Here is a 15,575-nt window from a genome sequence, read left to right on the forward strand (position 1 = left end):
CACTGATCGGTGCTGTCTATCACGGGGTGGCGCTCTCTGCGCGCGATAAGGTCCTCGCCTTTTCGGCGCGCCATGCGCCGGCAAGCCTCGGAGCACCGATTGCGACCGTCCCCCGCATCCAGGATGGTCTCGGCGAGATCGAGGTTCGATTATCGACGAATGCCAGACTACTGCGCTCGCTCGGCGAGGACGTCGATGCCGGAAAGGCGCTCGGGATCGACGCCATGGCGGTGCGTCATGTAGTGATCGACAATGCGGTCGCCGTCACCAGTCTGGCACTCGATCTTGCCGGCAATCCCGGGCTCAATCGCGATTTCGGCCTGGAACGCCACCATCGCGATGCGATCACCGGCCGCTCGCATGCGCCGCAGAACCACATGGTTCGCGCAATAGCCGCGAAAAATGCTCTCGCCCGCCTGGAGGCAGGGCGCATCTGAAAGCCGACCCAAGATGGGGTTACCGGCCAGCTGGTACGGCTGGCCGGAACCCGTTCAAATCAGGCGTCAGGAGCCAGCCATATCTGGCCGAAACTGTTGTTGATGCCTTGCGCGCCAGGCGCAAAATTCCTGACCTTCTTGCTCGCAACGATCTGCGCGCCGGCGGCCACGAGATCGACCGAGACGACATCCTCGTGAATAATGCGTTGGAACTGATACCAGAGGTCGTGTCGCTTGGCCTCGTCAGGCTCGACAGCGGCCGCTTCGAGCAACCTGTCGACCTCGGGATTGGCGTAGTGGCTGGCGTTCGAAAAGACCAAGCCGATCTTGAAATTCTTCGACCAGTACGCCCGCTGCACGCCGAGCGTCGGATCGAACGTGTTGGACAGGGATTCGATGACGAGATCGAAGGCGCGGTCCGTGTAGACGGTCTTCAGGAAGGTCGCTAGATCCAGTTTGAGGATCTCCGCGTCGATGCCGACGGTTGCAAGAGACTGGCGGATGAAATCGGCATAGGAAGGCTGCAGGAAGGAATTGTAGGCAAGGCGCAACTTGAAGCGCACGCCGTCCGACCCGCGGGGATATCCTGCCTGATCGAGCAGCTTTTCGGCAAGCTTGGGATCAGGTTCGCGGGCTTTGATGCTCGGATCATACCATTTCGGCAAAGTCGTGCTGATCGGGCTTGGCGAGACCTGGGCGTAACCGAAGAGCGCGATATCGACGAGTTTCTGCAAGTCGATGGCATGGGCGATCGCCAGGCGCACGTCGCGCTTGGTAAGGATGTCGTTCTCATAGTTGAAGAACAGCTGCTGCTGCGGTCCTGAATAGGCGTAGGTCGTCGTGTCGACGACGAGATTGGGATTGGCTTTGAGGCGCTCGATGTCTGACAGGGGAACGGGATTGGCGCCGAGATCGATCTCGCCAGTCTCGAGCGCGGCGGCGCGGGCGGCCGGGTCGAGAATGACGCGCAGGATGACGCGATCGAGATAGGGCTTTCCCGCGTCCCAGTAATTCGGGTTGCGCTCGAAGATCAGGTGGCTGCCGGGCACCCATTCCTTCAGCAGAAACGGGCCTGTTCCGATCGTCTGGGCAAGTTTGGGCTGCTCCTGCGGCTTGAATGTCTCGTAGATATGCTTAGGCACGATCGGCGATTCCGAGCTCGAAAGCGCGGTAATGAGATAGGGAGCGGGTTTGGCAAGCACGACGATTGCGGTGTGCGGATCGGGCGTTTCGACAGCCGTCACGTTCTGATAGGTGATTCGCCCGCGCGGATGGGCTTCCTTTAGCCGCAGAATGGAAAAGGCGACGTCGCCGGAGGTAAAGTCGGCACCGTCATGCCACTTGACCCCTTCGCGCAGCTTGAAGGTATAGCGCAACTGATCTTCACTGACGGACCAATCGGTCGCCAAAAGTGGGATAGGATTGAGATCATAGTCGAAGTCGAAGAGGCCTTCGTTGATCTTCGGCCCGATCGCCTGTCCCGTGCCCGACGACGTGTTGATCGCGATGAGGGCGCTCGGATCGGGATAATAGGCCCAGTTGAGGGTACCGCCTCTGACGGGCGTCTCGCTTGTTGCCGCGAAAGCAAATTGGGGAGCGGCCCCCAATGCAAGCCCGGCCGAACCTGCAAGGAGGAATTGATTGAACTGGCGGCGATTGATCGACATGGAAGGCTCCGAAAGCGGCGATGTGTAAAACAGCGCGCACGGAGCCCCATGCCCCGCTGTCGGAATGATCCCTTCCCAACCCGCTGAAGCAAAGGCAGATTTTCTATTCGCGCAAGGAAGCAAAGCTTGCTGCCAGCAGCCGCAGACTACGAACGCCAATAACCTCCGCGGCAAGGAACAGCGGAGGTGCGCGACGATGGCAAGCGCAGAGAAGGATCTCTATCGATCGAGACGGCCGAGAAGCCGACGCGCATTGCCGCCGGCCACAAGCGAGCGCGCCTCAGCGCCCAGACCCGCCGCCGCCAGGTTCTGCGCGAGCGTCTCGCGCGAGAGGGCGGGAAGGATCGGCCAGTCCGTTCCGGCCAGAACGCGGTCGGCACCGAAGAACTGCACCAATATGGCGATGATCGACGGATCATCGCCCATCGTATCGAAATATATGTTTGGTCGGTGACCGGCTGCGCGGTTCTGCCGGGAATAATGTCCGCCGCGCGCCGCCTGCACGACAGCCCCGAGACCAAGCGTTGCGAAGATGAAGTTCAAGTCCGGAAATGCGTCTAGCAGGCCGTTTTCAAGAACCGACAAGAACGCCACACCGTTCATCAGCCCCCGCCCCAGGGAATTGCCGAGCTTGCCGGCGCCGGCAATGAGGAGGTCGGCCTGAGGCGCATTAACCGGATGGACGAAGACCGGTTTGCCGAGACGGGCAGCAACGGCGAGCGCCGGCCGGGCAACCGGGTCTCCGATGAACGTGCCGTTGCGATAGGAATCGACGACGAGGCCGGCCAGTCCGAGTTCTCCAAGCGCCCTCTCCGCCTCATGCGCAGCCGCCTCACCGGCAAAGGGATCGATCGTCGCCAGCGCGGCCAGGCTGCCGGGATGCCTCTTGACTAGGCCGGCAAGCCAGTCGTTCACCTCGGAGATGACGGCGGGATCGGCAGCCTTGTCCATGCCGAACAGGCTCTCGATGGTCGTGCTCACAACGGCAAGCGAGACACCCGCAGAGGAAAGCTCGTCGATCAGCCTGGCCGGGTCGACAATCTTCTTCAGCACTGCATCGGCGAGTCCGGTGGAGATACGCTTGCTGCCATCAGCACCCCACGCGGCCGGCCAGAGATGAGTATGAATGTCGACAATATCCAGTTCATCGCTCATATGCTGCCGCTCTCCTTTGAATAACGATTGTCTTTGGTGTTGCTCAGTCCCGCACTCGGGTGGGTCTCATCAGGCGATGTGTGTCAGAGGCAAAATACCCAGGCCAGGAGGCGCGAGCGAAGTGAGGCTTGGAAGCCGGGAGCGCTCTTAGGTGGGTAGGCGGCCTCAAGCCCGTGAATACGCTTGATTTCGTCGGCAACCAGACCCTGGAGCCGCCAGAGATATCGATCCCTTATACCCTTCTCTTCGAGGTGCTTGACGGTGAGATAGAGATATTCGGCACAGGACCCCATATGCCCGCAGGCTTTGGCTAGAACTTCGGCGACGTTTTCCAGAGGCAGCCTGCGCAGAACTCGTTTGCCTCTCGGTCCGGCCCAGAATGCCAGGGCCCGCAGGGTTCCTTGCGACGCTTCAATCGGAACCCACCGGATGAATGATGCGTCGGCAAGCGTTCCGATCTCTCTGCGGATCATTCGGCGGATTTGTCCAATACGATCCTCTTCCGAGAGCCTGTAGGTGACACCGTTGCATTCGCCGCCCTGATCAAGTGCCATCATCAGACCGGGCAGGGCCTCGGTCGCCCGCCACCGCGTCATCTGCAGGCAGAAGGACCTGTGCCAGCCAAAAACTCGGGCGCGCTGCCATTCCACCGCATCGAAGTCGGGCTTCCAGATTAGCGAGCCGTAAGCAAAGACCCATAGCGGTCCGCCTGCCGCTTCACGATAGATGCTCTTCGAGATAGCCTGAAGTTCCTCCTCGCTCAGCGCAACACGATCAGGATCCGGTCCGGGATCCGATTCCTGCCTCAAGCTAAGAGATACGAGTTCGGCAGTCAGCGCCATCGTCCGAAGGCTTCTGATGTGGCTCTCTTCTTCCGGGATGAATTCATGCTGCGGTGAGGCAGTCGAGACGAGCACCTGCATGCTAGTGGACCGTGAATCGACTGAAATAGGCCTGCCGTTCGCGCACCGCCCGGATCAGCAGGCCTGCCTCGCGTATGATCGCGCTGAAGGTCGCGTCGTCGGCGGTTGCGATGCTCTCCGACATGCTCCTTAAAACTCCAATCAGTCGCACGACGGCTTCGTCGGAGCCCCCATTGCGGCTTTCCAGTCCTTCGGCAAGACCGGCGAGCGTTCTTACAAGCTCGTCAATGATCTCGCGGCGGCGAGCCTGGCTGGACGGCAGATCGCCGCCGCTGGTCAGCATCGTCTCCTGCAAGTCGCCGTCTATCGTCGAAAGCCGCTTCATTGTCGTCGATCACACCAGCCCGAAGACGAGGGCGAGGATGAAGATGAAGGAGCCGGCCGTCGCTGTCTGATGCAGGCGTAGACAAACAGGAGAAAGCCAGGCTGCGCCCTGTCGCGACAGGACGCGTTGACGATCGTCGATAATTGTCATTCTCGCCCCCCTCAGTACCAAACCGGAGCTGCGGCTCGCCAGAAGGAAAGCTCATAGTCGAGCGCCGTCTGGCGAGCCTCGCTATCAAGCGCGGACAAATCTGGTCGCCTGCCGCCGCACAGGCCGCTGGAAATTCCCGATAAGACCTGCGGCGAAAACCCGAAGCCTGCGTCGTTTCATGGCGAGTCTCCTCGGACGTCAGTTGCTATCCAAACATTTCCGCTCGCCTGGCGTTCAAAAGCAGATCGCGCGGTGATGCCATCGTCCCGAAGAGCGCCAGCAGGCGGTTTTCCTCCGACTTCGCCAGCCGATAGCGCCGCGCGAAGTCGAAGACGTTCCACTTTTCCTCGCCCGTTGGCGACCCTTCCGTCTTTTCCTGAACGCTCTGATGCATGGCCCCGTTACTCCGCGGCATCGAGCGCCGGCCGAGCGATAGGAAAGAAGGCCTCGATCTCGCTGATGACCTCGTCTATGCGCTTGGAAAGCTGATCGGATGTGACGGCATAATCGGCAAAATCCCGATCGGATGCATAGACTGCCGTCGGCAATGTATGGGACATGAAGAACCCGAACAAAGGACGCAGTTGATGCTCGACCATCAGCGCGTGGCGGTCGCCGCCACCCGTTGCGGTGATAATGATCGGTTTTGCCCGCAGTTCATGCGGATCGATGAGGTCGATCAGATGCTTGAAGAGCCCCGGATAGGAGCCCTTATAGGTGGGAGAGCCGACGATCAAAAGATCCGCGCCGACGATCTCCGAAATCACGGCCTTAGCCTGATCGTCGAGATCTTTGCGCCAGTTGGCCTCACCAAGGGAAGGTCCCAGATCCAGCATGTCGTAAACCTTGCTGCTGAAACCGTGTTTGTCGCTTGCAATACGGGCGATATGGTTGACGAGCGCCAAGGTTTTGGAGGGGCGGTTGAAGCTACCCGCAATTCCAACGAGTTTGAGAGCGGCCATCGGCTTTCCTTTCGTCGAAATCACTATTGTCTATAAAAATACTCGATTAAAGAAATGACGGTTTATGCATGGCGCAATACGCGAAAAAAATCTCCACTTCGTCCATCTGCCTGGTCACGGATATGAGCCGCCCCCTGTAGGTCAAGGTATCGTCCACGTCCGCCAACACGAAGCGCACGCCTGCAAGTTCGCTGGTATCGGCTTGAATGAGCGGCTTCATCGCATCGTTCCGTTTGTGGCCACGCGCCGCTCTGAGCAGATCAGCGCCTGCGATTCAAGAGCCGGTACGGGCTGGTCCACCCCGAATAGCTCCCGCTTCCCCTTCCAAAGGATCTGTCGGATAAGGCAGTCCGTACCGATCGCGAACTGTCTTGCCCTCGTACTGTCGTCGATAGACACCTCGATCCTGAAGGATCGGAATGACCTTCTCGACAAACTCTTCGATATCGTCGGGCGCGCGGGGCGGCTGGAGCGTGTATCCGTCCACGGTACCGTCCGCCCAGAGATCTATGATTTCATCGGCGACCTGCTCCGGCGTTCCGAGCAGCAGCCGATGATGCCCTTCCGACCTTCGGACCGCTTGTCTTGCTGTCAGCTTCTCAAAGGTCAGGAGGTCAGACAGGCCAAGCCCCATGCCGACGGCCTGCAGGCGATTTGGATCTGGAACGAACCGTTCGGCATCGAGCACGGCGTCTGGATCGAAACGGTCTGGATCGATACCATGCTCCTTGGCGAACCGCGCAAGCAGGCCGTTTTCCGAGCCAGTGCCGCTATAAAGCTCGTGCTTGCGCAATGCCTCCTCACGGCTCTCGCCGAGGATGACGACGAGGCCGGGCACGATGCGGATGCCTGAGGGATCGCGACCGATTGCTGCGGCCCGGTCTCTCACTTTTGCGCCGAAAGCCCGGCCGGCGCCAGGCGAAAGAATGTTGCAATAGATGATTTCGCCGTGACGCGCCGCAAGTTCGATACCCCCCTCGGATGCGCCTGCCTGGGCGATCACTGGATGCCCCTGCGGTCCTTTCGGCACATTGAGCGGCCCTCTGATTGAGAAGTAGGCGCCTTGGTGATCGATTGTGCGCGCGCTTGCCGCATTCCAGAATCGGCTTTCCGACACATCGCCCTCGCGTGCCGGATCCCAGCTTGCCCAAAGCTTCTTGGCGACATCAAGGAACTCAGAGGCTTTCGCATAGCGTTCGCTGCGCGGCGGCAGCGGTTCGGAACCGAAATTGGCGGCTACGTTCGGGTTGAAGGATGAGACGACGTTGACGATCAGCCGACCGCCCGAGATGATGTCAAGCGACTGCACGCGCCGGGCAAAATTGAACGGCGAATTGTAGGTCGAAGACATCGTCACCACGAAGCCGATATCGGGCACCTGTGCTGAAAGTGCGGTGCAGAGGATCAGAGGATCGATCGTGTGAAAAGGCCGGCTCGCCGGATCGGTCATCAGCGCCGGATGATCGGAAAAGAACACTGCATCGAAGCGTCCCTTGTGCGCAAGTTCGGTCAGTCGGCGGTAATAGTCGGGATCATTGATGTCGTGGCGGCTGCCGCTTCTGTATTTCCAGGCATTGGCAAGATAGCCGGTGGTATTGATGCCGACGTTCAAATTAAGTGTACGGGCTGTGTTCGTCATGGCTCAGGCGACCTCGCTGCTGGTGCCGAAGGGCGTGATGATCTTCCGATAACCGACAGCGGCAGGCTTCTTGCCGGAGACAGCATATTCGCCGACCACGCGGTCGTGATAGATGCGGGGATTGTGCGAGGTGATCGTGCGCGCATTGCGCCAATGGCGGTCGAGCGCAGTGGCCCGCTTGGCGGCGGAGGCTCCCAGGGCATCGAAGAGGATCGTCGTCGCCTCGAGGATCAGCGTGGAGACAACGGTGACGGCTTGGCTCGTTTCGACCTCGGCGATAAGATGAACATCGGTCTCCTCGGGGTCGGCGCCGGAAATATTGGCTTCGAAGGACCGCTGTAGGGCTTCGGCAACGTTCAGGACGATTGCACCGGCCGAATAGGCGCGTCCCCTGACGCGCCCCACCACTTCCAGCACTTGTGGGTCGTCGGCGCTGGAAGCGCCGTTGCCGCGCGGATAAAGTCGTACCCGGGAGCCGACAAGCTCGGCGAGCTCGCTTGCAGCAGCCCGGCCGATCCCGGCCAGGCTTGCCAGATGGACGAGCTGGAAGAATGCCGGCGTATAGGGGAAACGAGCTGCATCGGGCTTGATATGTTCAGGCTCCAGCCTAACGTCCTTGAAGCGCGCGGTGCCACTGCCGCTCAGCGCCTGTCCAAAACCGTCCCAATCATCGAGAATCTCGACGCCTCGCGCCCTGGTCGGCACGAGGGCTGCGATAGGCGTCCCCTCTCCGTCGACGGCGGCAAGGTTGATCCAGTCGGCATAGATCGAGCCGGTCGTATAGAACTTCTCGCCGTTCAGGCGATAGCCGTCTCCCTCCCGCAGGATCGTGGTCGAATGCTCGCTGATCTTGGCGCTCGAAAGCTCGGAAAAGCCGCTGCCGATCATCTCGCCGCGGCCAAGGCGGGAGAGCCACTCCTCCCGCCAGGCACCTTTTGGTGCGTTGAGAAGATCTTCGGTGAAACCGAGCTGGCTTCGGAAGATATTGGTGATATTCGGATCGGCGGCGGCGAGCTCGATCAACAGCCCAAACAGCTCCGGTAATGTGACGGCGAGGCCGCCATAATCCTGAGGAACCCGCAAGGCGCCGAAGCCCGCATCGCGCAACCATTGGACCTCCTCGAAAGGCAGGCGGCGCTGCTGGTCCCTTTCGATAGCCGCTTGCGCGATGTCATGGAAAACCGGTCGGAAACGAACGGCAATCTCCTCGTAACGCGCCGAGGGACCCCGGCCCCATGCTTGATCGATCCTGGTCATCACATTGGTTCCTCAAATGTCAAGGATTGCTCCTTTCGGCGGTTCTGCTGCCCACTCACCGACCCCGAGCCAGTCAAGCAGTTGCACCCGCAGCCGGTTGAAGCCAGCGCTGCCAGCCGTACGCGGCCGCGGCAGTTCGACCGTCGCCTCATGGGCCACCACGCCGTTTCGCATCACAAGCACCCTATCGGCAAGCAGCAGCGCCTCTTCGACGTCATGGGTGACAAGCAGCACGGCCTGGCGGTGTTTCTGCCACAGGTCGGCGACAAGCGCCTGCGCCTTAAGGCGGGTCAGGGCATCGAGCGCCCCGAACGGCTCGTCGAGAAGCAGAAGATCCGGATTGCGCACGAGAGCACGCGCCAGTGATGCACGCTGTGCCTCCCCGCCAGAAAGATCCTTCGGCCACGCGTCGCCTCGGTGGGTCAGCCCGACCTCCTCGAGAGCCGCGTTCGCGCTTGCACGCTTACCACCGCGTGGTAGGCCCGCGACGACGTTGCTCCAGACCCGCTTCCAAGGAAACAGTCGAGGCGACTGAAACGCCACGCCGCGGCGCGGTGAGACGAAGACCTTGCCTTCGATCTCGTGGTCGAGATCGGCGAGGATCCGCAAAAGCGTGCTCTTGCCGCAGCCGCTCGCGCCAAGCAGGGCGACGAACTCGCCCCGCCTGATATCGAGATCGAGACGATCGATGATGCTGCGCTGCCCGAAGCGGCGTACAAGCCCGCGAACGCTGACCGAAAGACCAACCTGAGGAGGACCGGGAAAGACCATGTTCATGCTCCGTCGAAGCTCTGGCGCCACCTGAGCAGCACGCGCTCCAGGAGCCGGACGACAAGGTCCGCGCCAAGGCCGAGAAGCGCGTAGATAACGAGACAAAGAATGATGATGTCGACGCGATAGACTTCTCGCGCATGGGTGATCAGATAGCCAAGGCCGCCCTGGGCATTGACGGTTTCGGCAAAGACCAGCGCGAGCCAGGCCGACCCCAACGAATAGCGCAGCCCGACAAGCAGGTTCGGCAGCGCGCCGGGCAGGATGACTTCGAAGATGAGGGCCGCACGGCCGAACGACAGCGTGCGCGCGGCCTCGACTAGGGTCTTGTCGACGTTGCGGATTCCGGCGAACGTGTTGATGTAGAGGGGGAAAGTGACGGCGAAGGCGACGAGCGCTACCTTCGGAGTCTCGTCTATCCCGAGCCAAATAATCAAGAGCGGCACGAGACCGGCCCAGGGAAGCGTGCGCGCCATGTGCATTGGCGCGTCGATCAGATCCTCGCCGACACGCAGAAGGCCAGAGATGACGGCAAGGCCAACGCCGACGACGAAGCCAATGCCGAAGCCGGTCAGAACGCGCTGAAGCGATAAAAGGAGAGCGTCCGCAAGCTCGCCGCTCGCAATCATGTCGAGGAACGTCGCTGATAGCGTCGCCGGGCCGGGAAGAAGATCCTCGGAAAACAGGCCATAGCGCGTGCCGAGCCACCACAGACAAATCAGCGCCGCGGGGCCGAGGCACCTGCCAAGGCCTCGCGGGAGGCGGCTTTTCTTTGGTCTGCCGGCCGGAACGATGCGTTCGAGGTCGCGGAGGGCATCATGCGGAACGTACGCGCCGCTAGGGACCGGCGAATCCGCGATCGAAAAGCTCGTCACCGTCGCCATCAGTTCGTCTTTACCAACTTCTTGTTCTCGTCGCGGATCAGATCGCCGAAATCCTTGACGACATAATCCTCAACTTTGAAATCCCGCTTGAATTGGCCGCTGTCACGAAAATAGGCGACTTCCTTCTGCCAGCCGGAAAGCACATCCCCGTCGGTCGCGGGCACGTATTCCACCCGCGAACGGCTTGCCTGCAGGTTGGCCGCGTCGGGCGAGATCTGCGACAGCTTGGCAACCTGCTCTGCCCATTCTGTCGGATGAGCGTTAACCCAGGCCTGCGCCCGGATAATGCGGCGCGTCAGGTCCTCTAGCGCGGCCTTGCGCACCGGATCCTCGACGGCGTATGTGGGCGCGTAAAGGACGCCCGCCGTATCAATTACCTTGCTCAAGGACTGCAAAATGCGTGCGCCGTGCTGCTGCTGGGCGATCGCCGTGTTCGGGTCCCAGACGACAAAGGCGTCGACCTGAGAGTTGACCAGCGCCGACAGGCCATCGGTCGTGTTCAGGTTGAGGATCAGCTTGTTGTCGAACGGCACGCCTGCCTGCTCGAGCGCCTTAGCGAACTGGTAATGCTGCTTAGTGAAATAGGGCAAGGCAACCTTGTGTCCCTTGAGATCGGCAACGCCTTTTAGCGGTGAATCGCCACGCACGAGAATGGCGCTGCCACTCTCCTTGCGTTCCCAGGCGCCGGCAAGGATCGTCACTTTCACGCCATTGGCGATCGCCGCAAGCACACCGGTATCGCCTCCAGCCGCAATGTCGACATGACCGGCCCGCAGCGCTTCGACGAGCGGCGGCGTCGAATCAAAATCAGCCCAGTTAATCTTGTAGGGCAGGTTTTCGATCTCGTTTGCAGCGATCAGCTGGCGGTGCAGGCCTGTCTTGTTGGGCGTACCGACCGTCAGGGTCAGATCGCTCAGATGCGGAGCGCTCTGGGCCAGTGATGCGGTTGCGAATGAGCCTGAAAAGGCAATTGCAAAGCCCGCGCGGCGGATCAGCCTGATGATGCGCTTAAGTCTCATTTCGTCCCTCCTGGCCGGTCGGCCTTGTCCCCGCGCCTCTTTCGATGACGCTTTTCATGAGCATCGAACCTACGAGAGAGGGCAAATCATGGTAAGGAAATATTCTCTATAGATTTAATAGATTATGGAATTGCTTTTCTCCATCTGCTCCCCCTCCGGATCGGCCGACTTCGAAATCACGTCAAGGGGCCGCTAGTCTTGCTTCGTCACCTATAGCGAACAAGGAGCTGACGATGAGCCAGAAGACGATTTCCCGGGACACGTTCAAGCGGTGGCTTGCAGATGGAAACGAGCTTGCTGTACTCGACATCCGCGCGCCCGATGTCGTCGGCTACGCCTCGCCCCTTTTTGCCACTAATCTTCCGGCCGAAAGAGTCGCAAGTGAGCTTTCGCGCTTCGTGCCGCGAAAGGTCGTGCGCACCGTCCTCGCCGACGGCGGCGATGGAACTGCCGAACGTCTCGTTATCGAGCTTTCGGCGACGGGCTGGGTGAACATCTTCGCGCTCGACGGCGGCATTCCAGGCTGGACGGCAGATGGCAACGGGGCAACATTGCCGACGTTCGATGTGCCGGGCGTCGACTTTACGCTTGCCGTGAAGAAAGAGAAGGGCACGCCGGTGACCTCGGCCCAAGAACTAAAAAGGCTGCGCGAGGCCGGTGAAGATTTCATCGTCATCGATACTCGCACCGTGGCCGAGTTCGCGCGCGAACACGTGCCGGGAGCAGTCAGCGTGCCCGGTGCAGAACTGCTCTTGCGCTTCAAGGATGTGGTGCCCTCCGAAACGACGCAGGTCATCGTCTCCTGCGCCGGCCTGCCGCGCGCCATCCTTGGGGCGCAGACCCTGATCGATGCCAAGGTTCCAAACAAGGTCTCCTATCTTCATGACGGCACCAAGGCCTGGACCGCTGCCGGTTACAGTCTGGAAACCGGCCGGACTCGCATCTTCGGCGGGGCGAGCGATGCGGCGGTCGAATTTGCCCGCCGGCAGATTACCGTCTTGAGCAGCGCCGACCATTTCCCCGAAATCGATATCGACACGGCCAGAAGCTGGTCTGCCGATCCAAACCGCACGACCTACCTGCTGGACGTCAGGACACCGGAGGAATTCGAAAGCGGCCATCTCGACGGCTCGCTCTCCTCTGAGGGCGGCCAATTGCTCGGTGTTGCCTATCGGACGATCGCAGTCAGAGGCGCGCGGGTGGTGCTCATCGATGACCTTTTGGGCGCTCGCGCGCGCATCGTTGCCCACTGGCTGCAAAGGCGCGGCTACGAGATCGCCATCCTCCTCGTCGATTTCAGTGCACACGAACTAAGCAATGTTGCCTGAAGCCAACGAGGCATCGCATGCCAACTGTTCGACAACTGCCGCGCTGGCAGCCTTCCGGCGTCTGTGCCGAGAGCTTCCCAAAGGGGCCTTGGAGCTCAAACGCACTTCAGTGAGCCGGCCAGCCTGCCTGCGAACATCCAGAGGACAACGAGATTGATGACCAAAGCAAAAACGACTGGCGAAGCTTGATAGGTCAAAGAGCAGGCGTGATCGGCCGAAAGGGCTTCGTGGTGCCGTCAATACTAGATCTGTCGATCGGCGTTCTTTTGAAAAGTCTCCTTACCGTCATCGGCATTTCCGATCTCCTGAAGATCACCCCGACCGAACAGGTTTGGCCTCTGCTTGCGAGATGGATCCATTTCGCGAGCGTAAAGATGGGAAAAATTTCTACGAAATGGCGCTAGCCGAGAAGATTCTGGGATCCGTTCCGCCACAATCCTGAAACCGACCCAAAGTCGGATCAGTTGCTGCGAGGCCTTATGGAGTGGCGCCATGTCGAAGCAGGTCATCCAATATGCCGGTTCGCCGGTCGGCATTGTCGTGCCGAACAACGGCGAGCTGAAGTTCATCGCCGTCAAATACGAAGTCTACGATCTCGATGAGCAACGGTTTACGTCGGCGTTAGAGGTCCTGCGCGCCATCCACGCGCTTATGGCGAGCCGGGAGACGATACCGAGGCAGGCGGCCTGAGGAGAGAGCTGCAATGGGACGTTTACGACGCGTGCTTCGATTGACGGCACGTCATAACGAGCTCGAACGGGGTCTCGTCGTCAACGCGTTTCGCGCCTTGGTTCTCGATGATTTCGACGCAAGTTTTGCGGAGGAAGAGATGCGCACGAGCCTGCGGGAGGTTTCTGATGAGATTCTTCTCGTGGGAAGCCGATCAGGCTAGGGGCATCGATTTCTGGTCATTGAGCCTAGCTGTAAATCGGCACTTCGAAGGCAATCGATCGCGGGGATCGCCGAGATGATCCCTGCACTGGTGTCATCAGTCACGGGCGACAAGATTGTCTGATTGGATTTTGCGAGCGCCGCTCCGGTCGTTTCCACCCTTGATCCCGAAAGCCGCCATCGCCGTCTCGCTGCACCCGGCCTCCTCAAGGAGTCTTTGGGCGAGCTCTGTTGACGACGCGCCTATCAGTCCGTCCGGCCGCACGAGGTGGAATGATACGTGATTGTCTATTTCCCTGTCGCAGATCCGCACGAGGCGGCCGGACGCCATTGCAGCATCAGACAGCGGCGGCCGAGCCAATGCGACACCGACGCCCTGCTGGCAGGCGTCAATAACAAGATTGTAGTCCTCGAAGCGACGGTCCTGACCTCGGGGCAAATAATGCACATTCTCGACAGCGAGCCAGCGCCGCCAGCCCTCGATGTTGGAATCATGCAAGATCGGCAAGGTCAGGATCGATTGCCCGTCGCAGTTTCGGCCGAGTTGCACGGCGAGCGAAGGCGTAGCGATCGGAAAGGATTTCTCCTGCCAGAGCGCTATGGCCCGTACCCCCGCCCATGGCCCCTTGCCGCACCGAATGGCAAGATCCGTTCCCTCGCCAAGATCTGCGAGCCGATGCTCCAGGGACAGATCGATGTGGAGGTCGTCGCGCTCAAGCTTTGCTAACCGGGCAAATAACCACAGCGATGCGACAGACGGTGTCACGGAAAGGCGCACTGTCGTTTTGTGCCGGCGCGGGATCCATCGCTCGTCGGTCCCGCTAAGAAGGGAAAGCGCCTCCTGAGCACGAGCAAAAAATCGTATGCCCTCCGGCGTAAGCGCGACACCCCTGGCCTGCCGGACGAAAAGACGAACGCCGAGCCACCGCTCCAGGCGCAAGATCTGCCGGGATACTGCCCCATGGGTGATTCCCGCATCCTTTGCGGCAGCGGAGAACGATCCGAGACGCGCGGCCCGCGAGAAGGTCTCGAGCGTATCGAGCGGCGGAAGGATTTGCGAGCTGTGAACCATGGACACATCAGAACATCGATTACGGTGCTTTTCAAGCCTGGTCTAAGAGGCTTATTTGCTCCATCTGCAAAGGGAGCAGAGCATGAGCGCGATAACCGAAAACATCAAAACCTCATCGAAATCTTATCTGCCGGCCTTTCTGGCAATTATTGTCACGATCGTCTTCTGGGCATCTTCCTTCGTTGTCATCCGCGTCTGCCTTGGACCTTTGACACCTGTCGAACTTGCAACCGCTCGATACGTAACAGCGGGCCTTATTGCACTTGGCTATCTGGCATTTGGCTGGACCATGCCGAGCATCAAGGACCTCGTTCGTATTTCGATCGCCGCCGTGCTTTTTATCGCGGCCTATGCGGTTCTCCTCAATACCGGCGAGCAGACCGTGCCAGCAGGACCTGCGAGCTTCATCATCAATACAATGCCGGTGTTTACGGCATTGATCGCCACCTTTGCTCTTGGAGAGCGTTTCGGTATCTGGGGATGGATCGGTACGACCGTCTCGTTTCTCGGTGTTGCCTTGATCGCTGTCGGCGCGGGCGGAGGGTTCCGCCTTGACCCCAACGCCGTTCTCATTCTCGGCGCGGCTATATGCTCTGCGATTGCCAGCGTCCTGCAAAAGCCCGTTCTTGATCGCATGCCGGCATTGACCGTGACTGCATGGATATTGCTCATAGGTTCCGTTCCGCTCCTGCCAGCGGTTCCTGCAACCGTCGGGGCTCTTCTTGCTGCTCCGGCAGTCGTCAACTGGAGCGTCGCCTATCTGGTGATCTTCCCGACAGCTGTCGCTTATGTCACCTGGGCAATCGCTTTGAAGCGGCTTTCGGCCGCGCGGGCGACGAATTTTCTCTATGGCGTACCGCCGACGGCGACGCTGATCGGTTTCCTCTGGCTGGGGGAAACGCCTTCGGCAATCGGTGCAGCCGGCGGCGTCATGGCGATCCTCGGCGTCGTTATCGTCAATATCATGCGGCGAAGGTAGGCATCCGGCATCGAGGAAGGAATGCTTCGATTGTTTTTGCGAAACGTCAGCACCGTCGTAAAGCGGATGTAGCCGATCAGAGGCGCCGCAATCTGGTCGGTCCAGTTGGCGCGCTG

The 15,575-nt window shown here is 60.2% G+C and carries 19 protein-coding genes; 5 read left to right on the top strand and 14 right to left on the bottom strand.

Going from position 1 to position 15,575, the window contains the following annotated elements:
* Positions 1–437 (top strand): acyl-CoA dehydrogenase family protein (locus FHX15_RS25055; RefSeq protein ID WP_184401078.1); only part of this gene is annotated, 437 nt, incomplete at its 5' end.
* 59 nt (positions 438–496) lie between these two features.
* Here the strand turns inward: FHX15_RS25055 and FHX15_RS25060 are convergent.
* The 13 genes from FHX15_RS25060 to FHX15_RS25120 form a co-directional block, all read right to left on the bottom strand.
* Positions 497–2,104, bottom strand: coding sequence for an ABC transporter substrate-binding protein (locus FHX15_RS25060; RefSeq protein ID WP_184401079.1), 1,608 nt, complete (start codon positions 2,102–2,104; stop codon positions 497–499).
* 219 nt (positions 2,105–2,323) lie between these two features.
* A complete protein-coding gene (locus FHX15_RS25065) occupies positions 2,324–3,259 on the bottom strand; it encodes an amidohydrolase family protein (RefSeq protein ID WP_184401080.1) in 936 nt (311 codons plus the stop codon).
* A gap of 83 nt (positions 3,260–3,342) precedes the next feature.
* Positions 3,343–4,101 (bottom strand): gamma-glutamylcyclotransferase, encoded by a 759-nt coding sequence (locus FHX15_RS25070; protein WP_184401235.1) that lies wholly within the window; start codon positions 4,099–4,101, stop codon positions 3,343–3,345.
* A gap of 82 nt (positions 4,102–4,183) precedes the next feature.
* Positions 4,184–4,507 carry a hypothetical protein gene (locus tag FHX15_RS25075; RefSeq protein WP_246779074.1) on the bottom strand — a complete coding sequence of 108 codons (324 nt, stop codon included), beginning with the start codon at positions 4,505–4,507 and terminating at the stop codon, positions 4,184–4,186.
* 9 nt (positions 4,508–4,516) lie between these two features.
* On the bottom strand, positions 4,517–4,657 hold the full coding sequence (locus FHX15_RS25080; protein WP_184401081.1) for a hypothetical protein: 141 nt from the start codon (positions 4,655–4,657) through the stop codon (positions 4,517–4,519).
* 205 nt (positions 4,658–4,862) lie between these two features.
* Positions 4,863–5,051 carry a hypothetical protein gene (locus tag FHX15_RS25085; protein ID WP_184401082.1) on the bottom strand — a complete coding sequence of 63 codons (189 nt, stop codon included), beginning with the start codon at positions 5,049–5,051 and terminating at the stop codon, positions 4,863–4,865.
* A gap of 7 nt (positions 5,052–5,058) precedes the next feature.
* Positions 5,059–5,619: an FMN reductase gene (gene msuE, locus FHX15_RS25090; protein WP_184401083.1), complete on the bottom strand. Its 561-nt coding sequence runs from the start codon at positions 5,617–5,619 to the stop codon at positions 5,059–5,061.
* Positions 5,620–5,665: 46 nt separating this feature from the next.
* Positions 5,666–5,839, bottom strand: coding sequence for a hypothetical protein (locus tag FHX15_RS25095; RefSeq protein WP_184401084.1), 174 nt, complete (start codon positions 5,837–5,839; stop codon positions 5,666–5,668).
* Positions 5,840–5,893: 54 nt separating this feature from the next.
* Entirely contained in the window at positions 5,894–7,258 is a 1,365-nt protein-coding gene (locus FHX15_RS25100; protein ID WP_184401085.1) for an NtaA/DmoA family FMN-dependent monooxygenase, read from the bottom strand.
* A gap of 3 nt (positions 7,259–7,261) precedes the next feature.
* Positions 7,262–8,515 (bottom strand): acyl-CoA dehydrogenase family protein, encoded by a 1,254-nt coding sequence (locus FHX15_RS25105; protein WP_184401086.1) that lies wholly within the window; start codon positions 8,513–8,515, stop codon positions 7,262–7,264.
* A gap of 12 nt (positions 8,516–8,527) precedes the next feature.
* Entirely contained in the window at positions 8,528–9,292 is a 765-nt protein-coding gene (locus tag FHX15_RS25110) for an ABC transporter ATP-binding protein (RefSeq protein ID WP_184401087.1), read from the bottom strand.
* Positions 9,289–10,170, bottom strand: coding sequence for an ABC transporter permease (locus FHX15_RS25115; protein ID WP_184401088.1), 882 nt, complete (start codon positions 10,168–10,170; stop codon positions 9,289–9,291). The genes FHX15_RS25110 and FHX15_RS25115 overlap by 4 nt, the downstream gene beginning before the upstream one ends.
* Complete coding sequence (locus tag FHX15_RS25120; protein WP_184401089.1) at positions 10,170–11,189, bottom strand: ABC transporter substrate-binding protein; 1,020 nt, start codon at positions 11,187–11,189, stop codon at positions 10,170–10,172. Before FHX15_RS25120 ends, FHX15_RS25115 begins: the two co-directional genes overlap by 1 nt.
* Before the next feature lie 233 nt (positions 11,190–11,422).
* Here FHX15_RS25120 and FHX15_RS25125 point away from each other — a divergent pair, with 233 nt between their 5' ends.
* The 3 genes from FHX15_RS25125 (at position 11,423) to FHX15_RS25135 (ending at position 13,409) form a co-directional block, all read left to right on the top strand.
* Complete coding sequence (locus tag FHX15_RS25125) at positions 11,423–12,517, top strand: rhodanese-like domain-containing protein (RefSeq protein ID WP_184401090.1); 1,095 nt, start codon at positions 11,423–11,425, stop codon at positions 12,515–12,517.
* Positions 12,518–13,009: 492 nt separating this feature from the next.
* Positions 13,010–13,207, top strand: a complete 198-nt coding sequence (locus tag FHX15_RS25130; protein ID WP_184401091.1) for a hypothetical protein — start codon at positions 13,010–13,012, stop codon at positions 13,205–13,207.
* A gap of 13 nt (positions 13,208–13,220) precedes the next feature.
* The gene (locus FHX15_RS25135; RefSeq protein ID WP_184401092.1) at positions 13,221–13,409 is read left to right on the top strand and encodes a hypothetical protein; all 189 of its coding nucleotides are present in this window, start codon (positions 13,221–13,223) and stop codon (positions 13,407–13,409) included.
* A 96-nt stretch (positions 13,410–13,505) separates the two neighbouring features.
* Here the strand turns inward: FHX15_RS25135 and FHX15_RS25140 are convergent, their stop codons facing one another.
* Complete coding sequence (locus tag FHX15_RS25140) at positions 13,506–14,480, bottom strand: LysR family transcriptional regulator (protein ID WP_184401093.1); 975 nt, start codon at positions 14,478–14,480, stop codon at positions 13,506–13,508.
* An 82-nt stretch (positions 14,481–14,562) separates the two neighbouring features.
* On the opposite strand from FHX15_RS25140, the gene FHX15_RS25145 reads away from it, so the two are divergent.
* Positions 14,563–15,459 carry a DMT family transporter gene (locus FHX15_RS25145; protein WP_184401094.1) on the top strand — a complete coding sequence of 299 codons (897 nt, stop codon included), beginning with the start codon at positions 14,563–14,565 and terminating at the stop codon, positions 15,457–15,459.
* Positions 15,460–15,575 lie beyond the last annotated feature (116 nt).

The sequence above is a fragment of the Rhizobium sp. BK650 genome, assembly GCF_014195325.1.
In the GTDB taxonomy this organism is placed as follows: domain Bacteria; phylum Pseudomonadota; class Alphaproteobacteria; order Rhizobiales; family Rhizobiaceae; genus Rhizobium.

What these genes read in the sequence shown, in the direction of transcription:
- FHX15_RS25145 (WP_184401094.1), top strand. Translation starts at nt 14,563, where the DNA reads ATGAGCGCGATAACCGAAAACATCAAAACCTCATCGAAATCTTATCTG.
- FHX15_RS25135 (WP_184401092.1), top strand. Translation starts at nt 13,221, where the DNA reads ATGGGACGTTTACGACGCGTGCTTCGATTGACGGCACGTCATAACGAG.
- FHX15_RS25140 (WP_184401093.1), bottom strand. Translation starts at nt 14,480, where the DNA reads ATGGTTCACAGCTCGCAAATCCTTCCGCCGCTCGATACGCTCGAGACC.
- FHX15_RS25075 (WP_246779074.1), bottom strand. Translation starts at nt 4,507, where the DNA reads ATGAAGCGGCTTTCGACGATAGACGGCGACTTGCAGGAGACGATGCTG.
- FHX15_RS25105 (WP_184401086.1), bottom strand. Translation starts at nt 8,515, where the DNA reads ATGACCAGGATCGATCAAGCATGGGGCCGGGGTCCCTCGGCGCGTTAC.
- FHX15_RS25095 (WP_184401084.1), bottom strand. Translation starts at nt 5,839, where the DNA reads ATGAAGCCGCTCATTCAAGCCGATACCAGCGAACTTGCAGGCGTGCGC.
- FHX15_RS25125 (WP_184401090.1), top strand. Translation starts at nt 11,423, where the DNA reads ATGAGCCAGAAGACGATTTCCCGGGACACGTTCAAGCGGTGGCTTGCA.
- FHX15_RS25100 (WP_184401085.1), bottom strand. Translation starts at nt 7,258, where the DNA reads ATGACGAACACAGCCCGTACACTTAATTTGAACGTCGGCATCAATACC.
- FHX15_RS25085 (WP_184401082.1), bottom strand. Translation starts at nt 5,051, where the DNA reads ATGCATCAGAGCGTTCAGGAAAAGACGGAAGGGTCGCCAACGGGCGAG.
- FHX15_RS25065 (WP_184401080.1), bottom strand. Translation starts at nt 3,259, where the DNA reads ATGAGCGATGAACTGGATATTGTCGACATTCATACTCATCTCTGGCCG.
- FHX15_RS25130 (WP_184401091.1), top strand. Translation starts at nt 13,010, where the DNA reads ATGTCGAAGCAGGTCATCCAATATGCCGGTTCGCCGGTCGGCATTGTC.
- FHX15_RS25060 (WP_184401079.1), bottom strand. Translation starts at nt 2,104, where the DNA reads ATGTCGATCAATCGCCGCCAGTTCAATCAATTCCTCCTTGCAGGTTCG.
- msuE (WP_184401083.1), bottom strand. Translation starts at nt 5,619, where the DNA reads ATGGCCGCTCTCAAACTCGTTGGAATTGCGGGTAGCTTCAACCGCCCC.
- FHX15_RS25120 (WP_184401089.1), bottom strand. Translation starts at nt 11,189, where the DNA reads ATGAGACTTAAGCGCATCATCAGGCTGATCCGCCGCGCGGGCTTTGCA.
- FHX15_RS25080 (WP_184401081.1), bottom strand. Translation starts at nt 4,657, where the DNA reads ATGACAATTATCGACGATCGTCAACGCGTCCTGTCGCGACAGGGCGCA.
- FHX15_RS25115 (WP_184401088.1), bottom strand. Translation starts at nt 10,170, where the DNA reads ATGGCGACGGTGACGAGCTTTTCGATCGCGGATTCGCCGGTCCCTAGC.
- FHX15_RS25110 (WP_184401087.1), bottom strand. Translation starts at nt 9,292, where the DNA reads ATGAACATGGTCTTTCCCGGTCCTCCTCAGGTTGGTCTTTCGGTCAGC.
- FHX15_RS25070 (WP_184401235.1), bottom strand. Translation starts at nt 4,101, where the DNA reads ATGGCGCTGACTGCCGAACTCGTATCTCTTAGCTTGAGGCAGGAATCG.